Source organism: Ureibacillus sp. FSL K6-0165 (assembly GCF_038004285.1).
GTDB lineage: Bacteria > Bacillota > Bacilli > Bacillales_A > Planococcaceae > Ureibacillus > Ureibacillus thermosphaericus.
Map to the genome: position 1 here is coordinate 2,382,004 of NZ_JBBOQS010000001.1, position 17,447 is coordinate 2,399,450.

The 17,447-nt window shown below is 36.3% G+C and carries 16 protein-coding genes; all 16 read right to left on the reverse strand.

What is annotated here, in order from left to right; translation table 11 throughout:
- Nucleotides 1-223: 223 nt before the first annotated feature.
- The gene (locus NST00_RS11765) at nt 224-904 is read right to left on the reverse strand and encodes a Dph6-related ATP pyrophosphatase (protein WP_016839443.1); all 681 of its coding nucleotides are present in this window, start codon (nt 902-904) and stop codon (nt 224-226) included.
- Nucleotides 905-1,115: 211 nt separating this feature from the next.
- The gene (locus NST00_RS11770) at nt 1,116-1,835 is read right to left on the reverse strand and encodes an enoyl-CoA hydratase/isomerase family protein (RefSeq protein WP_016839442.1); all 720 of its coding nucleotides are present in this window, start codon (nt 1,833-1,835) and stop codon (nt 1,116-1,118) included.
- An 80-nt stretch (nt 1,836-1,915) separates the two neighbouring features.
- Nucleotides 1,916-2,509 (reverse strand): TetR/AcrR family transcriptional regulator, encoded by a 594-nt coding sequence (locus NST00_RS11775; RefSeq protein WP_016839441.1) that lies wholly within the window; start codon nt 2,507-2,509, stop codon nt 1,916-1,918.
- Between the two features lie 230 nt (nt 2,510-2,739).
- Nucleotides 2,740-4,326, reverse strand: a complete 1,587-nt coding sequence (locus NST00_RS11780; protein WP_016839440.1) for an FMN-binding glutamate synthase family protein — start codon at nt 4,324-4,326, stop codon at nt 2,740-2,742.
- Nucleotides 4,327-4,824: 498 nt separating this feature from the next.
- Entirely contained in the window at nt 4,825-5,634 is an 810-nt protein-coding gene (locus NST00_RS11785; protein ID WP_016839439.1) for a C40 family peptidase, read from the reverse strand.
- 12 nt (nt 5,635-5,646) lie between these two features.
- Nucleotides 5,647-6,405, reverse strand: a complete 759-nt coding sequence (locus NST00_RS11790; protein WP_340710005.1) for a serine hydrolase — start codon at nt 6,403-6,405, stop codon at nt 5,647-5,649.
- Nucleotides 6,406-6,417: 12 nt separating this feature from the next.
- Entirely contained in the window at nt 6,418-7,350 is a 933-nt protein-coding gene (locus NST00_RS11795; protein ID WP_096550871.1) for a S66 peptidase family protein, read from the reverse strand.
- The gene (locus tag NST00_RS11800) at nt 7,347-8,294 is read right to left on the reverse strand and encodes an ATP-binding cassette domain-containing protein (protein WP_340710006.1); all 948 of its coding nucleotides are present in this window, start codon (nt 8,292-8,294) and stop codon (nt 7,347-7,349) included. Before NST00_RS11800 ends, NST00_RS11795 begins: the two co-directional genes overlap by 4 nt.
- Nucleotides 8,287-9,339, reverse strand: coding sequence for an ABC transporter ATP-binding protein (locus NST00_RS11805; RefSeq protein WP_340710007.1), 1,053 nt, complete (start codon nt 9,337-9,339; stop codon nt 8,287-8,289). Before NST00_RS11805 ends, NST00_RS11800 begins: the two co-directional genes overlap by 8 nt.
- A gap of 11 nt (nt 9,340-9,350) precedes the next feature.
- Nucleotides 9,351-10,325, reverse strand: a complete 975-nt coding sequence (locus tag NST00_RS11810; protein ID WP_340710008.1) for an ABC transporter permease — start codon at nt 10,323-10,325, stop codon at nt 9,351-9,353.
- On the reverse strand, nt 10,325-11,269 hold the full coding sequence (locus tag NST00_RS11815) for an ABC transporter permease (protein WP_016839433.1): 945 nt from the start codon (nt 11,267-11,269) through the stop codon (nt 10,325-10,327). Before NST00_RS11815 ends, NST00_RS11810 begins: the two co-directional genes overlap by 1 nt.
- Before the next feature lie 113 nt (nt 11,270-11,382).
- Nucleotides 11,383-13,206, reverse strand: coding sequence for a peptide ABC transporter substrate-binding protein (locus NST00_RS11820; RefSeq protein WP_340710009.1), 1,824 nt, complete (start codon nt 13,204-13,206; stop codon nt 11,383-11,385).
- Between the two features lie 19 nt (nt 13,207-13,225).
- On the reverse strand, nt 13,226-14,299 hold the full coding sequence (locus tag NST00_RS11825; protein WP_340710010.1) for a mandelate racemase/muconate lactonizing enzyme family protein: 1,074 nt from the start codon (nt 14,297-14,299) through the stop codon (nt 13,226-13,228).
- A gap of 20 nt (nt 14,300-14,319) precedes the next feature.
- Nucleotides 14,320-15,114 carry a M55 family metallopeptidase gene (locus tag NST00_RS11830; RefSeq protein WP_016839430.1) on the reverse strand — a complete coding sequence of 265 codons (795 nt, stop codon included), beginning with the start codon at nt 15,112-15,114 and terminating at the stop codon, nt 14,320-14,322.
- Nucleotides 15,111-15,857, reverse strand: coding sequence for a M15 family metallopeptidase (locus NST00_RS11835; protein ID WP_016839429.1), 747 nt, complete (start codon nt 15,855-15,857; stop codon nt 15,111-15,113). The genes NST00_RS11830 and NST00_RS11835 overlap by 4 nt, the downstream gene beginning before the upstream one ends.
- A gap of 280 nt (nt 15,858-16,137) precedes the next feature.
- Nucleotides 16,138-17,181, reverse strand: a complete 1,044-nt coding sequence (locus NST00_RS11840; RefSeq protein ID WP_340710011.1) for a DmpA family aminopeptidase — start codon at nt 17,179-17,181, stop codon at nt 16,138-16,140.
- Between the last annotated feature and the right edge of the window lie 266 nt (nt 17,182-17,447).

The following is a 17,447-nucleotide window of genomic DNA, read 5'->3' on the forward strand; positions in this document are numbered from 1 at the left end:
AAGTGCCTGTGAAATTTTTTACTGCGAAATTTCACAGGCAATTGTATTTTACACGCAATCCCATCATCGACACTTTATCTATTGTATTAAGAGTATTTTCGTTGTAGTCCTTCATGCTGATTACAATGAAAAACGGCTTTCAAAAGAACTTCTACACCATTTATTTTAAAAATATCAAAACCTTACATTTAGAGAGGCACTTCTAAATGTAAGGTTTTCATTATTACGCTTTTAATTTCAATGGCAAAAATGCATAATTTTCATGTGTAATAATGTCCAACGGTTGAACTTGAAGAGGGGCTGAAAATATTGGACCATCGATCACCGTTGTATGGAACTCGCCCCCTTCGCCGCAAGGATCAATAGATCTTTGCTGAAGCTCGTCCAAGAAGTCTCTAGTCAAGATTCTTCCTAAGTCTTCTATACGCATACCGAGTGATAAATTCACGGTTGTCACCATAGCTATAAAGCCTAAATCAATAAATTCTTCAACTAGCGAACGATGATTTTTAAGGTAAAGGGGCATGCTTAATGTGATCCCTACTTTATTTGTGACATCTTCGTGCCATGTTCCCTCATATGCTACGTCCACGTCTCCAGTCACGAGGACTTCCGCACCTTTTTTCTTCGCCTCTTGTAATAGCTCAATGAAATGTTGTTCATATGTTGTCCAGCTTGCTCCCCGTGAATAAATGGGATAACCAATAGCTTGAGCTTGCGCAGTTAAAAATTCAGGAGTCAGTCTGTGCGAGTGGGAATGTTCTTCTGTTTCATCCAGCATTGCAATTAGTCCAAGTGGTTCTGCTACTTGCTTCGCTTTATATAAAGCAAGCATACTATCCTTTCCCCCGCTAAAGGATGCGATAAATTTTTTATTTTTTACTCTTTCCAGCCAATCATTCACTATCGTTTCAGCCTTTCAATATATGTTTTTTCTTATTTATTATAAACCCTTTATAGACTCAGTGCTTCGAAAAACAAAAAACGAATTAAAGTGTAAAATAGCTCTACTTCTATAGTTACAATTTGCTATATAGAAACAAACAGTTTGAATTCGAAACTGGCTGTATAGAGAGCATTAATTTTAAATATCGCTCCCTTTTATTTTTGATTCATCATTTTTTCATAAGCTGTTTAAACAATACCTCTTTAAATGCTTGATCATGTTCAATTCTAAAGGCTCTTTCAAAACTTTCTTCCGCATGTTTTTTCATAAAACTTTTTGTAAATCGTAAAGTCTCAGCAGGAGATTCTAAAATTTGTTTAGCTATTTCAATACATTTATTTAATACTTGATCACTTTCCACAAGGTAATTAACTAATCCAATTTCATACGCTTTTTTTGCATCAATTATTCTTCCTGTAAAACAAATATCCTTCGCAATTCCTTCTCCAACTATCCAGCGAAGTGGAGTAAAAATAGGAGGAGCTCCAAATTTTATTTCGGGATGTGCAAAAGTTGCATCAACTGAACAGATCCTCAAATCACATAAAGTAGCTAAGTCAAATCCTCCGCCATACGCTAAACCATTAATCCCAGCAATTAATGGTTTAGGAAAATGCCAAACATCTCTATGATATTTAGCAGAAGATTCATATATTTCATCAAATAAAGTTTGGTCTGAGAACTCTTTCAAATCAAAACCACTTGAAAATGCATTCCCTGCACCCGTAATAATAACGACACCAATCTCATCACATTCTTTCCACTTATTTAGACATTCTGATACTTCTCTTCTTAACGTAATGTTAATAGCATTCTTTTTTAATGGTCGATTCAGGATAATAATCCCTATGCCATCTGCCCTTTTCTCCACTAAGATTTCTTTATACATATTCAATCCTCCTTCAGTTGTTTCTGATAGAAACCAATCGGTCTCTTTTTGTAAAAAATAAAAATTCTGCATAGCAGAGATTAGTTTACTAATGTCTGTAAATACTTCTCTAAATTTTCGCAAACAGTTAATAAATATTTTGAATCTTTATAAAGCTTGGTTAGTGCCAATCCTCCTTCCAACGAAGATATGAAAAAAATAGCTTGCTCTTTTGCAGATATTTCGGAATGAAAAGTTCCTTTTATTCTTCCAGATTCGATAATCTCAGTAATCATTTCTATTAGTCTAAGCATCGTTTTTTGTGCATGGGGTAGTATGTCGCTATCTTGTTGACAGTCCATCTCAATCGATGCATTGAAAATCGGACAACCACCTGCAATCGGAATATCATTTGCTAAATTTTTAAATACTTCAAAAAAAGTTTTTAATAAAGTCAATTCATCACTTTCTAACGTTGTTTTCTCTAAATAGAAATTTCTGACTTTTTTCACCGCAAAGTAGAAGGCTTCAATCATTAATTCATTTTTATCTTTAAAATGCCTATATATTCCCCCTTTTTTCAATCCGGTTTCATTCATAATATCTGACAATGATGTTTGGTAATACCCTTTTTCATTAAAGATTTGAGCAGATTTTTCAATGATTCGTTGTCGTGTTTTTTCACCTTTTCGCATCGTGATCTCCCGTTTTCATCATTAGTGTTGATAAATGAAGAAGCCTAGGTCAATTTGCTAATATAAGTAGATAAAAAATTTGTAATACATTCTAATTGTCAATATGCTTATTTTGTTAAATTTATAACTCCTAATGTTTTTTTAATGTTGAAAAAAAGAGGAATTATGTTCAACTATTGGAACATAATTTCCTCTTATTGATTTATAACCACGATTTTTTCTTGTATTCATCAACTTTTTAGTAATGATTGATACATCTCCTCTAATGAAATTACACGTCCTTTATCATCTTTATAAACAACATGTTCAGGTTTGAAATGGATTGGCGATTCAAGACCACAAGCAGCCGCTATACGGAAAAGTCCTTCCCTTAAGGTGATGACATAATTAGCCGTACGATATTTCTTTTCATCAACGACAAGAGCTTTTTGCAAATCAGGGTCTGTCGTTGCAACACCGACAGGACAAGCATTTGAATGGCATTTTAATGCTTGGATGCATCCTACCGTAATCATAAATCCACGTGCGATGTTGACAAGGTCCGCTCCCATGGCTAAGGCAATCGCAATCCGGTCTGCAGAGAACAGTTTGCCGGAAGCGATGATTTTCACCTGATTCCGTACACCGTAATTGATTAATGCACTGTGAACTAATGGCAAGGCGGATTTAATTGGCAATCCGACACTATCTGCTAACTCTTGGAAGGATGCACCTGTTCCACCTTCCCCACCATCAACCGTAATGAAATCGGGACCTTTTCCTGTCTCTTTTATCGCTTTTGCTAAAGCTTCTGATTCATCGGGGCTTCCAATAACTACCTTCATGCCAACGGGTTTTCCTGTTTTTTCTCGAATTTGTTCCATAAATTCAAATAATGAAGGGAAATCATTAAACTCTTTAAATCGGTTCGGACTATCGATTGCTTTAAACGGCTCCACCATACGAATTCTTGCAATTTCCTCTGTCACCTTTTCAGCGTCGATATGGCCACCGCGTGTTTTCGCACCTTGAGCTAATTTAATTTCGAATGCCTTAATCTGTGGAATCTGACTTTTTTCCAATAATGCATCCCAATTAAAATTTCCTTCTTTATCTCGCACACCAAACAAACCAGGGCCGATTTGCATAATAATATCGACATTACCTTTTAGATGATATTCCGAAAGCCCTCCTTCCCCAGTGTTCATCCATGTCCCTTTCGCTAATCCTAACCCCTCTGATAAGGCAGTAATGGCATGATCTCCTAAGGAACCATAACTCATAGCAGACATGCCGATTTGCCCTTTCACAATAAACGGATGTTTCGTTTTTTCTCCAATGACAATTGCATCTTCATCATGTAATAAAAATGCCTTTGAAACATGATCTTCAAATATTTCCTTTCTTTGGCCAAATAAAGGCTCTTTCACTAAGAGGTATCTTTTTGTCTTTACTTTTTCATCGTCCATTTTTAATTCTTCTGTTAACTTAGGAAACATGGAGTTGCGAATATAAAAACCGGGTTTTTCAAAATCTCGAAGTGAACCAAAACCAATTACATCCCGTTTATATTTTGCCGATTTGACAATAGTTTGATATTCGATACGTGAAAATGGCTTACCCTCAGTATCATTGTTAAATAAATATTGGCGCAATTCTGGACCAATCGTTTCAAATAAATAACGGGCTCTCCCAATTAGTGGATAATTGCGAAGTACAGGATGTTGCTTTTGCGTCCGGTCAATAAAATATAGATATAATCCAATCACGACAAGAATGAATAAAAGGAAGCCTATTAGTACCGAACCAATTACAATCAGCACATCTGCAAGATTCAATATGGATACCTCCAAACAATATTAATTGAAAAAAATCCCTATAGTTTAGATTTCTCAATCATATGGAAACTATTCAATTTTAGTTGCGAGAATTCCGATGATTTATTTTCTTCATTTCTGTCAGAAAGAATTTAGACTAAAAATCTGCTGCTTCTAGAATCTGATCCGCCAATAAAATCTATACATTAAACATTTGGAAAATATATCTATTTTACAAACTACTTAATAAATCGTTCCCTCAAATATTTAAATAATTGACAAAACTTTGCTTTTAATAGTCAAACTCCAAAAGATAATAGTCAATTGCTAGCACATATTAGTCATAATCTGTAAGATAATAGTCAAAGTAATGCTCTTAATAGCCAAACAAATAAAACCGTCCTTACTACAAAATCATGCAAAGTCAAACTATGAAAGATATAGCCAACCTTTACAATATTTCATCTCCAAAATTAAAGGGCAGTCTAAACAAAATTCTAGACTGCCACGAAAAACAACCTATCCAAATAAACTCCCCACTGCAGTAATAGAAGTCGCTAAATCTTTTCGATAGTTCGAATCCTTTTCATTTAAACTATTGATGCTTACCTCATTTCCTCCAAGCGAGGAGTGAACATACAGTCCATTCCCCATATACATGGCGATGTGTCCAGGGAAATAAAGCAAGTCGCCTTTTTGTATTTTTTCAAAGGGTATTTCCTTGATTGGGAAACCTTCTACAATTTGTGCATCTCGGTAAATATAAACACCATTCAACATGTATGCCATAGAACATAATCCAGAACAATCAATTCCCAGCGGCGATTTTCCTCCCCAACGATAAGGCGCCTTTAAATAGCTCAATGCAGTTTGAACAACATTTTCTCGAAACGCTTCCTCAGAATCCAATTCTACAATTCTTTCACGTATCCAATAAGAACGACTATAACCAATCTCGCCATTCACCAATTTTACTTTAACCCATTCTGGATTCAAACTCGAATCTTCCACTAATGAAATAGAAGATCCCTTCACTAATGTAGCGATTTTCGCGCTTTGAATTTTTGGTTCCGCTAAAATATCTGCGAAGTTTTGAATGATGACATGTTTTGCTTCTTTATCCCATTGCCCAGCTTTTCCTTCATTGATGAGCAATTTTTCTTTTAAACAATACCCCTTATATCGATAGGCGGTTTGAACATGTACCCAAGTGCCACAATCTTCGAGTATCTCAACAACCATGCCATATAATACTTCGTCAACACATTCAGAAGTAGAATACGGGTGTTTATGTAGGGGTACAATCATATCACTTGCAACTGCTTTCATAGGGTATCCCCCCTATTCGAAATAGTCATATACGATTTTGGAAATGCGGCCGATGAATCGCTTTCCGAATTCAAAATCATTTAATTCCGTTAGAAAAACTCCGATAAAATAGTCCATAGTTGGATGATAGACAATTCCTGCATCATGACAAACCGTATCCAAACTGCCTGTTTTATGGGCAATCCGGACGTCCGCTATATATCTCTTTAAGCGTTCATAGTCTCTTTGCTTGCACAAAATATCAATTGCTATTTTATTAAATTCGTCTATTAATAATTGTTGTTGATAAATCAATGAAAATAAATGTGCCATATCTCTCGCAGTCGTCACATTATCGTACCCAAGATTTATTTTTTCAAAATCCATCATTTTGCGTTCCAGGTTTGTATGAGCCAAACCGATTTTCTTAAAATAATGGTTCAACTTTTCAAAACCAAGTAAATCAATGAGTTCATTTGTTGCAGAATTATCGCTCGTAATAATCATCCATAATAGCAACTCATAGATGGTACAGGATGTTAAGTCTTGCTCCGTGATTACACTAAAATCCACTTTATTTTCTGGTGAAATTTCTACTACATCTGTTAAAGAAAATTGATTTTCTTGTACATAATGCAATACAGCTAATAAAATGGGAACTTTTATAATACTCGTACTTGGAAAGACTTCATCCATCTTTTCAGCAATCAGGTATTGATCCGTTTTCAAATCTTTCACAACAAGATGCACCTTACAATCTGCTTCATCTAGCAAGGTTCGGATTTGCTCCATCCTAATCGCCACCTACCCCATTACTTTTATCATTCTCAATTCGGTATTAAATGAAATCTTCTTGCCTAATGGCAGCGTCATCGTAGGCAGCACATGACCACATGTAATGTCCATTAAGATCGGTTTACCTGTCGGAACTAATATTTCTTCAAATATAGTGTGCAATCGTAAACTTTGTTCAGGCTTATCTGGATTTTGTGGACCACAATTTGTCCAAGCTCCCAGCAAAATGCCCGCAGCATCATCCAGTTTACCTGCAAGTTTTAATTGTGTAAGCATTCGATCAACACTTCGCTCATATTCATCGATATCTTCTAAAAATAATATTTTTCCTTTCGTATCAATTTCATATGGAGTTCCTAATGATGAAGCCACCAATGTCAAATTGCCGCCAACCAATTCACCAGTCGCTTCACCTGGTACTAATACTTTCACGGGATTCCCAGGTGCATTTTCTAAAAAATAATCCGTGCGTTCTGTATCCATGACGCTTGTCAAAAACGAATTCCACGTATAATCGTCCATTTCATCTTTAATGAATTCCGTAGATGGCATAGGCGAATGGAATGTAACAAAATGACATAATTGGTTGAATACAATATGAAGCGCTGTGACGTCACTATACCCAGCAAAAACTTTTGGGTTTTCTTTAATCATCTCTAAATCCAACAATGGCAAAATTCTTTGGGCACCATATCCTCCGCGAATGCAAAAAATCCCATCAATTTCAGGATTGCGGAACATTTCATTGATTTCTTGTGCCCGTAAGTCATCTTTTCCAGCTAAATATCCATGCCTTTCTTTGCAAGTTTCGCCTACAACGACGTTAAAGCCAAGGTCTTCAATTGCTTTGATGGCTCTAGGCAACACTTCAGATGGAGTTGGACTGGACGCACTAACCAACCCAATCGTATCACCCTTTTTTAACGATTTTGGTATTCTCACATGCTAACCCCCATTCTTCTCGTTTCACGGTAACGGGCAATTTCTTCTTCGTTTGCCAATACAAAATGTCCCTTTTCTATTTCAATAAAAGAAGGCGGCATTGTTTCATAGTTATGCTGAGTAGGGTCATAGATTTCCACCTTTTTACTACGTTCTTTATACGGATTTGGTTCAGGCACAGCTGATATTAATGCACGGGTATAAGGGTGAATGGGATTGGAAAACAATTTTTCTGTTTCTGCCAATTCCACAATATTCCCCTTATAAATCACTGCCGTTCGATCTGTGAAAAAGCGAACAATGGATAAATCATGGGCAATGAATAAATAAGTTAAATTATTTTGTTGTTGTAGGTGTTTCATTAAATTCAATACTTGCGCACGGATGGAAACATCTAAAGCTGAGATTGGTTCATCTGCAATAATAAACTCTGGTTCCATCACTAAAGCACGAGCAATTCCAATTCGTTGACGCTGACCACCTGAGAATTCATGAGGAAACCTTGAGGAAAATTCCGGTAAAAGACCAACTTGTAGCAAAGCATTTCTTATTTTCTCTTGTCGTTCTTTTTCACTGGAATAATTTTTAGTATTTATTAAGCCTTCACTAATGATATAGTCCACTTTTGCCCGTTCATTTAAAGAAGCCATTGGATCTTGGAAAATCATTTGAATTTTTTGTGTGATTTCACGATCCCAATCACGAGGGATTTTTCCATTGATTTTCCTTCCTTTAAATAATATCTCCCCACTTGTAACTTCATTAATGCGCATAATCGCACGGCCAATCGTTGTTTTTCCTGAACCAGATTCTCCTACTAATCCAAATGTCTCTCCTTTATAAATTTGAAAGCTGACATCTTTGATGGCTTCAAACTTTTTCTTACCTTTTCCAAAGGTCACATTTAAATTTTTCACTTCAAGTATTACTTCGCGATTAGCCATTTGCGTATTGTCTCCCTTCTTCAAAAAATTTTTTCAACACTTCGGGAGGCTCTACTTTTGGGGCATTGGGATGAAGCAGCCACGTTTTGGCATAATGGGTATCACTGACTTTAAAGTATGGAGGGCGTTCTACAAAATCAATTTTCAATGCATATGGATTACGCGGCGCAAATGCATCTCCTTTAATTTCATTAAATAAATTCGGCGGCGTTCCTTTAATGGAATAAAGTTCTTTCCCTTTTTCCCCTAATTGTGGTAGTGATGAAATTAATGCCCATGTATAAGGATGTTTTGCATTGAAAAAGATTTCATCCGTTTTCCCAAATTCGATAATGTCACCTGCATACATCACCGCAACGCGATCCGCTACTTTTGCTACAACCCCAAGGTCATGGGTAATATAAATCGTTGTCAATTGATATTTTTCTTGGAGATTTTTCAGCAACTGCAAAATTTGTGCTTGAATCGTTACGTCAAGAGCTGTTGTTGGTTCATCACAAATTAATATTTTTGGATTACATGCAATCGCGATGGCAATCACAATCCTTTGACGCATACCACCTGAAAACTCATGAGGATATTGTTTGTAACGTCTTTCCGCATCTTTTATTCCAACATCCCGAATTATTTGAAGAACTTTTTCGTAGGCTGATTTTCCCTTTAGTCCTTGATGCAAAATGACCGCTTCCTCAATTTGCTTCCCAATCGTTTTTAACGGATTAAGAGAAGTCATAGGGTCTTGCGTCACCATCGCAATTTCTTTCCCTCGAATTTTCAACCAATCATTTTCCGTTTTAAATTGCGCTAAGTCATAATCTTCATACAAAATTTTCCCTTGATCAATATAACCGTTTTTATCCAATAGCCCTATGATCGATTTCATTAATACAGATTTTCCAGAACCTGATTCTCCTACGATGGCTAAACTTTCACCTTTATATAAATCTAAAGATATATCACGAATAGCCGTCAGTTCTCGTCCATGCAATGTAAACTTTATGACTAGATTTTCAATGGACAAGATTTTGTTCTTCTCATCTACCATTTGAATGCCTCCTATACGTGATTTTTCGGATCAGCCGCATCAGCGAATGAGTTACCTATAATATAGAAAGAAATCGTAATCACACTTAATACGATACTTGGGAATAGTAGCTGATATCTTAAATCTGGAGACATCATTAATACTCGACCTTCGTTAATTAAGTTGCCTAATGATGGCTCACTTACAGGCAACCCTAAACCGATATACGTTAAAAATACTTCGGCTCCAATTGCATAAGGAACAGCTAAACTCATTCGCAACATAATGATTGAAATTAAATATGGTAACAAGTTTTTTAAAATAATACGATAGCTTGGCGTTCCTAACGTTCTTGATGCCAAGTTATATTCACGGTCACGCAAGATGACAATTTGGTTGCGAATAAATCTTGCCATCTCAACCCAGCCAGTTATACACATTGCCACAATAATCGTAGTGATACTTGGTCGTAATATTAAAGACATTAAGATCAATACAATCGTCGTTGGTATATTTTCAATCACGTTATAAGTATGAGTGAGAGGTGCTTCTAATTTCCTTGAATACCCCCACAGAGCACCGATGGTAATCCCAATAATCGCCTCAACAATAGCTACGACCACACCAATAAATAACGATGTTCTTGTTCCTGCCCATATGCGAGACCATAAATCTTGTCCAATGGAGTTTGTACCAAACCAGAATTCCTCGTTTGGTGGGACATTGCGGGCTTGGTAGCCAGTTTCAGGATCCAGGTAGATTTCCGTTGGCGATTTTTGGTTAGGTAAATATGGCTGAATCAGAACAAATAAAACAATCGCAATAACTAAAATCAATAAACTTACTGCTACTTTATTTTTTAAAAAAGACTTCCAAGTAGAGCGCCAATAAGAATAATTCGAATAGCCGATTTTTTCTGCATTGTTTTCATCTGCTACCGCAAATTCAAATAATTGTTTACTAGATTTGTCCGTAATATTGCGTATTTCTTCAGAATATAAGCCCATCAGCGAACACTCTCCCCTTTGCCGAATTTGATGCGAGGATCAACAAGGGCCATTGCTACATCTCCTAAAAATAATCCAATGATCCCTAAAGATGAGAAGAGTAATACAAGAGCTTGAACGACTGGATTATCTTGACGCTGGATGGCGTCAACGAGCAACCCGCCCATTCCCGGTATGGAATATAAAGATTCAATATAAATGGAGCCAGTGATAGTTAGCAAGATGGTTGCTGGCAAATACTGAGCCAATGGAATAAAAGCATTTCGCATAACATGTCTAAACATGATGGTGCGTTCTTTTACACCTTTAGCCCGCGCTAGTTTAATATAATCTTTGTTTAATTCATCGACCATATAACGTCGCATCCACATGGCATAAGAAGCGATTGGCCCTAAAGACAGTGAAATTAATGGCAACACCCAAGTAATGGGCTTGTCTTCATTAAACAACATAGGTAAATTCAAGAAGTCCGTTATATATACTTGAATGAGCAAGTAATAGACCATGGAAGGAACTGCCACAATGAACACAATATAGCCCGTCCCAAGCCGATCTAACCATCTTCCTTTAAATTGAGCCATGAAAATTCCTAATGGAACGCCCACGATAATGGATAAGGCAACAGCTGCGACTCCAAATGCAAATGAATACACGATTTTATCTGCAATAATATCAATAACGGGTACATCCGTACGATATGTAATGGATTTGCCCAAATCGCCACGCAATAAATCTAAATAAAAGTTTCCTAGCTGAACGAGGATTGGATCACGCAATCCTAAATTCGTTAAATAGACTTCTTGTTGTTCGGGTGTCATTTTATCAGCAGCGGCACCTAAATAACCTTCTTCAGGCAATAAGCGTAATAAAAAAAACACGACTGTAATAATGACAAATAGTGTAACCACTGACTGTAACAGCCGTTTTACGATATATCCTAGCATGAGAACCCCCCTTGTTTACCTAAATAAGAGAAGAAAGGAGATGTAAGTTAGCCATCTCCTTCTTCAAAGATCGACTATGAATCTTTTCATTTATTGAATAAATTCATAGTGAATTATTGACTTGCTTTAGCTAGCGCTTCAGCACGCTCTTTCTCCCATTGCGCTTTCGCTTCTTTAAATTCTTCGTTGTTCATCGGTTTGTCTAGCAATTTTTGCCCTTTAAATTTCTCCATTGTTACCCCAAATGGTGAATATTGTGCATCAAATGGATTTAATTTAGATGCTACGTATCCAGTGCCACCTACTTTGTAAGGAACAACGAATGCTTCTTCGATTAAGAAAGCTTCTGCCTCGGCAAACAATTCATAGCGTTCTGCAAAATCAATTGCTGCTTTCGCTTTGTTTACCATATTTTCATAAATCGGTTGATCATTCGTATCAGTATATCCTTCAGCTAATTCTGGTTTGTTATATGTTCCACCTATTGTAAATGGATCTGTATAAGTGGATGGATCTGCATAGTCTGGACCCCAGTTCACTTCCATAAATGCAAACTTTCCTGGACGCCGAACTTCTCCAAGGAATCCAGTTGAAGGGCCAGCATAAACAATAATGTCAATATAATCTTTGCCTAACAAATTTTCCATTTGTTGTTCAATAACTTGAGAGCGGTTTGCCCAGTCAGGCATTCCAGAGTTATATGGCATTAATACTTTAACAGGGAAAGTCGCTTTACCTTGAAGTTCTGCCATCGCTTTTTCTTTATATTCAAGCGCTAAGTCAGGGTTAAATGAATCATTATTTGTAAACTTCGCTAATGGTTCTAATTGTGTATAGTCAACACCATCTATATCAACAAAGTTTTTAGGCGTAATCGTATTGTTTAATAATGATTCAGGATTATATGGTTCGTCCGTCAACATAGCAGAAACTCGGTCAAGCGCATGGAATAATGATTTACGGAAGTTTTTGTTGTTTACTGCAATCTTCCAGTTTTCCGGTTCATATTCTGCATCAAATTGTGGATTAAAGTTTAATGCATAGAAATATGAATAGAAGTTGCTTCTACTTTGACGAATTAATTCTTTTTTCTCTGAATCTTTGAACCAATCATCTAAAATGGCAGTTGGAATTGCCGCTTCGTCCACTTCTCCACGTAAGAATAATTCTGGTGCAACAGTAGCTGCTTCTTTGTTATACTTATATTCAATTTTGTCAATTAACACATTTTCATGATCCCAATAAGTCGGATTTTTCGTTAATACACGTTTATTTTGAGGTTCAAACTCAGTTAAAATATAAGAACCATTGTATAAAAGGTTTTCTTTTGATGTACCAAAGCTGTCTCCCTTTTCAGCTAAAAACTCGCCATATACCGGGAAGAAACATACATAGTTCAACATGGAAAGAAAGTAAGGCGTTGGTCCCTCCAATGTATATTCAAGGGTATATTCATCTAAAGCTTTTACCCCAACTTGAGAAAAATCTGTAATTTCTCCTTCATAGAATGCATTGCCGTTCTTCACAACAGTTGCAATCCATGCAGTTGATGATTCATTTTTTGCATCGAGCACATAATGTAATCCATCTACAAAGTCTTTTGCAGTTACTTCAGCTACTTCATTACCTTCATGGTCTACCCATTTCACACCTTTTCGAAGTCTAAATGTCCATACTGAAGCATCTTCATTTGTTTCCCACGATTCAGCTAAACCTGGTTGAACAATGCCGTATTTGTCATATTCAATTAATCCATCTACTAAGTTTGCAGCAACTGCAAATTCATTAGTTTCAGATGTTTTTAAATAGTTGAGCGTTTTTACTTCTCCGGAATATACTGTGCGAAATACAGATTCATCTTTTGTTTCTTCATCATCGCTACAAGCTGTTAGCATCATTACGATACAAGCGAGCAAAAACAGTAAATACTTTTTCATAGAACCCCCCATTTTTTCTCTAACTTTCTATTGAAAATCCTAACCCAGGATCCTCCGACATTCTAATCCATTGGCTTTCGAATGTTGGACCACCTGAAATAGGATCTTTCAAACATAAGCTTGGCCCATCTAAATCAACGAGCGTAATGTTCTTTTGTGACGCAGCAAAATGAGCCGCAGCGCTTACGCTAATTTTTGTTTCCAACATGCAACCAATCATGCATGCAATTCCATTCGCTTCTGCAATATGGGAAATTTTTTGTGCCTGATAAATACCACCCGTTTTCATCAGTTTAATATTGATATAATCACAAGCACGCATTTGAATAATCTTAAGTGCATCTTTTGCTGAAAAAACGCTTTCATCTGCTAAAATATTTGTTTCTGTATGAGCTGTTACATAGTGCATGCCTTCCAAATCAGCATAGTGAACAGGCTGTTCGACTAATTCGATGTTGACATTTGCATCCTCCAATTTACGAATTATTCTGACAGCTTGTTTTGGAGACCAGCCTTGGTTGGCGTCTACACGAATTTGAATGTCAGGTCCCACAGCCTTTCGGATAGCGATAACTCTTTCCGCATCACTTTCAGGATCTTTCCCAACTTTCACTTTTAAAATTTGATAACCACGTTTCACTGCTTTCAAGCTGTCATTGACCATCGTTTGTGCATCATTAGCACTAATGGTGATATCCGTTACAAGCTCTTTACGATAACCACCCAACACTTTGTATAAAGGAGCATTATAACGCTTTGCAAACAAATCATAAATAGCCATATCTACTGCGGCTTTTGCACTTGTATTTTTATATATGCATTGATCAAGGCGTTCCATAATGAACGCAATTTCTTCGATTTCCAATCCGATTATTGCAGGTTTTATGTAACGCTCAATTGCGTGTACAATTGATTTTCTCGTTTCACCAGTAATGACAGCCGTTGGAGCTGCTTCCCCAATCCCAATTTCTCCCTCATCTGTATAAACGTAAACACCAATATTTTGAATATTTTCGACTGTTCGAAGTGCCGTTTTAAAAGGTGTAATAAGGGGCGCTGCAACTTCGAAACACTTGATGTCTGTAATTTTCATGTTGGCTCACCTTGATTCATTTAAGTTAAAAACTGCAATATTCGTAAAACGTCAAAATAGTTATCTGTTTCATATTCCACTGTATTATGAGGCTTAAATTTTGCTCCAGGATAAAAAGAATTTCGATATGCACGTGTATGATCTCTGTAAATAATTTCGACATTGAATTGCTTTGGAAGCTCTATTTTAATTGAATCTCTATCAACCTTCATCGCTTCTTCTACCAATCTCTTTGTTTCGCTAATTGCTAATTTAGGGCTAATACTTACAGTAGCCCCACCAATTCCCTCTTTGATAGGAAGCGTAACAATATTTTCGTTAACAGCCTTGATTTCCTCTGTCAGTCCAACATCTCCACTGACAAATGCAACAGGAACTCCATGTAGTGCTGCCGCATAAGCATTAATTAAAAATTCACTTGCATATTCACCGTTGATTTTCACATCGGCATTCACGACCAATGTGTGGGCCAATGGATTTCGATGGCTTCCACCTTTACTGTGATAACCGATGAAAATGGCGCGATCAAAACTTTCATCTAATCCAGCAACCATACACATTGGATCCCCTGTCCAGCCACGAATTATTTTCACATTTACTGGTAAGTTTGAAATATCAATATTCCTTGCAGAGTCATGGGCATCTTTTAATACGATTTCAGTTGCTCCACCCGCTATTGCTCCTTCGATTGCGGCTTCAACTTCTTTTGTCATTTGCTTTTGAAAAGGGGCATAATCCGGTGTATTTTTTTCCGTCTCAATCCAAGTTGTTGAGCCAGCAACTCCTTCTAAATCTGCACTAATATAAACTTTCATATAAACTGAAACTCCTTTACATCATTGTTTTCTAGTTCTGCTAATACTGGGCCATAAGGGACGACTTGTTCATTTACTCTCCTTGCCCAAGAGATATTTCCGAAATCATAATGCCACCATTCATCAGCGTAATTTGTAAAGCCGACATGGATTAAACTGTTATATAATATTCTTCTATTTTGAAGTGCTGTAACATTTTCTTCTGGATGATCTTCAAAATATCTCGTTGCTGATTTTTCGTTCATTTCATCAAACTTTGTGCCTAAGTCTAGTTCGTTTCCATTCGCATCGCCTAAAGTTAAATCAATCGCTCCCCCTGTAATATGGGGGGAAGTAAGTGTTGGCTCAATGCTTGGATACGCAACATATTTTAAAGTGATTTGAAAAATTTCCTCTTCCGTCAGCTCAGGATGCTGCATTTTCGTTTTTTCTAAAAACAGATTGAATAGAGATTGCTGAACCTGAAATGGACGAAATCCATCAAATAGAATGAAACTATACTGACGAGGCAATATTTCTAAAGCTTTCTTGATTCGTAGATAAACTCCCTTACGTAAATAGATTGATTGAATACTAGATGGAATGTTTAGTTCATAATAAATAGGTCTGATGTATAATCGGTTCGGTACTTGTTGCACTTTAATAAGTGGTTCCTGAACTTCAAGTATTTGTGGATTCCATTTTTGTGATGGAATTTTAAGATCTTTAATGGGTGAAAGTAGAAAATCGTGTATGAAAATCACCTCAAATAATCGTTAATACTATTAAATTTTCATAATGAATTACCATATGATAGAATATTTTGATAATTCTGTATTCAAACGAAATATATCATACTTTCCTTGTTTTTTCTAGTTCCTATTTGGTTAATTATTATAAATAAGTATATATATGGTATTAATTGATATCATTTTATTATTAGTTCGCTATTTTTATAAAACTTAGGGTTTGAATAATAAATGCATTTTGCAAGCACATGTATTCTTTACTCCCTCTACGGAAAATAGGACCAATTCATTTTATTTACCAATTAAATGAATGAACGACATGTCCATTTCTTCCAGTTGTTGTAACAGCTTGGGATAAGGAATTTAAAATTGCTTCTTCCGTTGTTTCTGCAGCAGCAATAAATAATTGATTCATGATTGGATGATCTTCTCGTAGTTGGATTCTAGATTCAGTAATATAATCAGTGAAATGTGGAATTTTGTGAGCAGTCGTAAAACCAATTACAATATCACCACTGCCGTGAGAATAATGGCTTCCTGTTCTAGCTAGTCCAATTCCACAACGTTTAATTACGCGCAATAATTGCCGGCTGCTTAACGGTGCATCTGTTGCTAGTATTATGATGATTGAACCATCTGTCGGTTTAAGAGTGGAATCCTCTTGACGTTGGTTTGTTGTATATTGCTCACGTCGAAACTCAACACTTTCTCCAAAATTACTCAACACTAAACATCCAAGTGTATAGGATTGGTTCTCAGCCGTTACAATTCGAGATGAGGAACCAATTCCTCCTTTATAACCAAAGCAGATCATTCCTTTTCCCGCTCCAACAGCTCCTTCCTCCACTACTTTATCAGATGCATTTTGAATCGCTTCAATGGCATGTTCAGGTGTGACAGGACATGCACGGATAGAATTTAAAAAACTATCATTACACTCTCCTACAACAATATTAATGGTTCCTGTTGAGATACCAATCTCAGGATTTTGTTCTAACATATATTCTAAAGTGCCTTGAGTGACAGCTGGAACGCCAAACGTATTGGTTAACATAATCGGTGATTCGATGACACCTAATTCATTGATTTGTACAAGGCCTGTTGTTTTTCCAAATCCATTCAGGACATAGCTAGCTGCAGTTACCTTTTCTTTAAATAAATTACCGCCATGCGGTAATATGGCAGTTACACCTGTACATGCATATGTACCTTGATCATCTATTGGATAATCCAGCGTCACATGACCCACCTTTACCCCTTCCACATCGGTTATGCAGTTTTTTTCTCCTACTGGCAATCTTCCAATGGTGATTCCAAATTCTCGAATCTTTTTCCTCATATTCCAACCCCCATCGATTTTTATAATGTATTTTAATAGAATTGATAGGTTTGGAAAAGATTAGAAGAAACAAAAAGCACATGAGCTGGATTTAAAATCAAATAGATCGTTGAAATAATATATTTTACAACATATGAAAAATTTGAAGGAAATAGAACCAACTTCTCTTTATTTCTCTCATTTTTGCAAACATTTTCATATCTATTTAGCGTCATAATCTATATTCATAATTAAATTAAACATATTTTGCTAGAAAAGATGTTGAT

Bases quoted from the DNA above. Each gene is read 5' to 3' on its own strand.
- NST00_RS11770 (WP_016839442.1), bottom strand. From the start codon at position 1,835: ATGTATAAAGAAATCTTAGTGGAGAAAAGGGCAGATGGCATAGGGATT.
- NST00_RS11790 (WP_340710005.1), bottom strand. From the start codon at position 6,405: ATGGAGCAAATCCGAACCTTGCTAGATGAAGCAGATTGTAAGGTGCAT.
- NST00_RS11800 (WP_340710006.1), bottom strand. From the start codon at position 8,294: ATGGCTAATCGCGAAGTAATACTTGAAGTGAAAAATTTAAATGTGACC.
- NST00_RS11810 (WP_340710008.1), bottom strand. From the start codon at position 10,325: ATGGGCTTATATTCTGAAGAAATACGCAATATTACGGACAAATCTAGT.
- NST00_RS11820 (WP_340710009.1), bottom strand. From the start codon at position 13,206: ATGAAAAAGTATTTACTGTTTTTGCTCGCTTGTATCGTAATGATGCTA.
- NST00_RS11815 (WP_016839433.1), bottom strand. From the start codon at position 11,269: ATGCTAGGATATATCGTAAAACGGCTGTTACAGTCAGTGGTTACACTA.
- NST00_RS11805 (WP_340710007.1), bottom strand. From the start codon at position 9,339: ATGGTAGATGAGAAGAACAAAATCTTGTCCATTGAAAATCTAGTCATA.
- NST00_RS11825 (WP_340710010.1), bottom strand. From the start codon at position 14,299: ATGAAAATTACAGACATCAAGTGTTTCGAAGTTGCAGCGCCCCTTATT.
- NST00_RS11830 (WP_016839430.1), bottom strand. From the start codon at position 15,114: ATGAAAGTTTATATTAGTGCAGATTTAGAAGGAGTTGCTGGCTCAACA.
- NST00_RS11785 (WP_016839439.1), bottom strand. From the start codon at position 5,634: ATGAAAGCAGTTGCAAGTGATATGATTGTACCCCTACATAAACACCCG.
- NST00_RS11840 (WP_340710011.1), bottom strand. From the start codon at position 17,181: ATGAGGAAAAAGATTCGAGAATTTGGAATCACCATTGGAAGATTGCCA.
- NST00_RS11775 (WP_016839441.1), bottom strand. From the start codon at position 2,509: ATGCGAAAAGGTGAAAAAACACGACAACGAATCATTGAAAAATCTGCT.